We start from the raw sequence: 493 nt of genomic DNA, 5'->3' as shown, positions 1-493 counted from the left end.
GGATGGTCACGGCCCACACGACCATGCAGTACGGGCAGAGCGCACCGATGTCGTAGAGGCTGGAGTAGATCAGCCAGTGCACGAACACCACGCCGAACGTGGTGCCGGCCTGCATCCCGAGCCAGAACCAGCGTGGCACCCGGAATCCCGGCAGGAGCACGACGCCGATGGTGACCACGACCGCAAACCCGGCTATGCCGATCAGCGGGTTGGGGAAACCGAAGGCCGCCGCCTGTGGACTGTCCATGACCGAGCCGCAGGAGACGACCGGGTTGAGTGTGCAGGTCGGCACATATGCCGGATCGCCGAGTTTGGCGATCTTCTCCAGCATCAGGACGAAGGCCGCCGCGAGCCCGATCCCGCCGCCGACCACGTACAGCCAGCCCAGCGCGCGGGGGGCGGCCGGTACTGCGGCGTCGCGGTCGGCGTCGGCGCGCACGGAACCGGTGGTGCTCACGCCGTCAGCGCCTCATCCAGCCGCGCCCGCAACTGG

1 protein-coding gene is annotated in these 493 nt (G+C 69.0%); it reads right to left on the bottom strand.

The features are described from left to right. The coding region (locus tag JAP66_RS31815; protein WP_307849809.1) for a vitamin K epoxide reductase family protein at positions 1-439 on the bottom strand (439 nt) is incomplete at its 3' end. Between the last annotated feature and the right edge of the window lie 54 nt (positions 440-493).

It is taken from the genome of Qaidamihabitans albus (assembly GCF_016464705.1).
GTDB classification, from domain to species: domain Bacteria; phylum Actinomycetota; class Actinomycetes; order Mycobacteriales; family Pseudonocardiaceae; genus Qaidamihabitans; species Qaidamihabitans albus.
The sequence above is the reverse complement of the archived record's forward strand: the minus strand, read 5'-3'. Positions and strand labels throughout refer to the sequence as shown.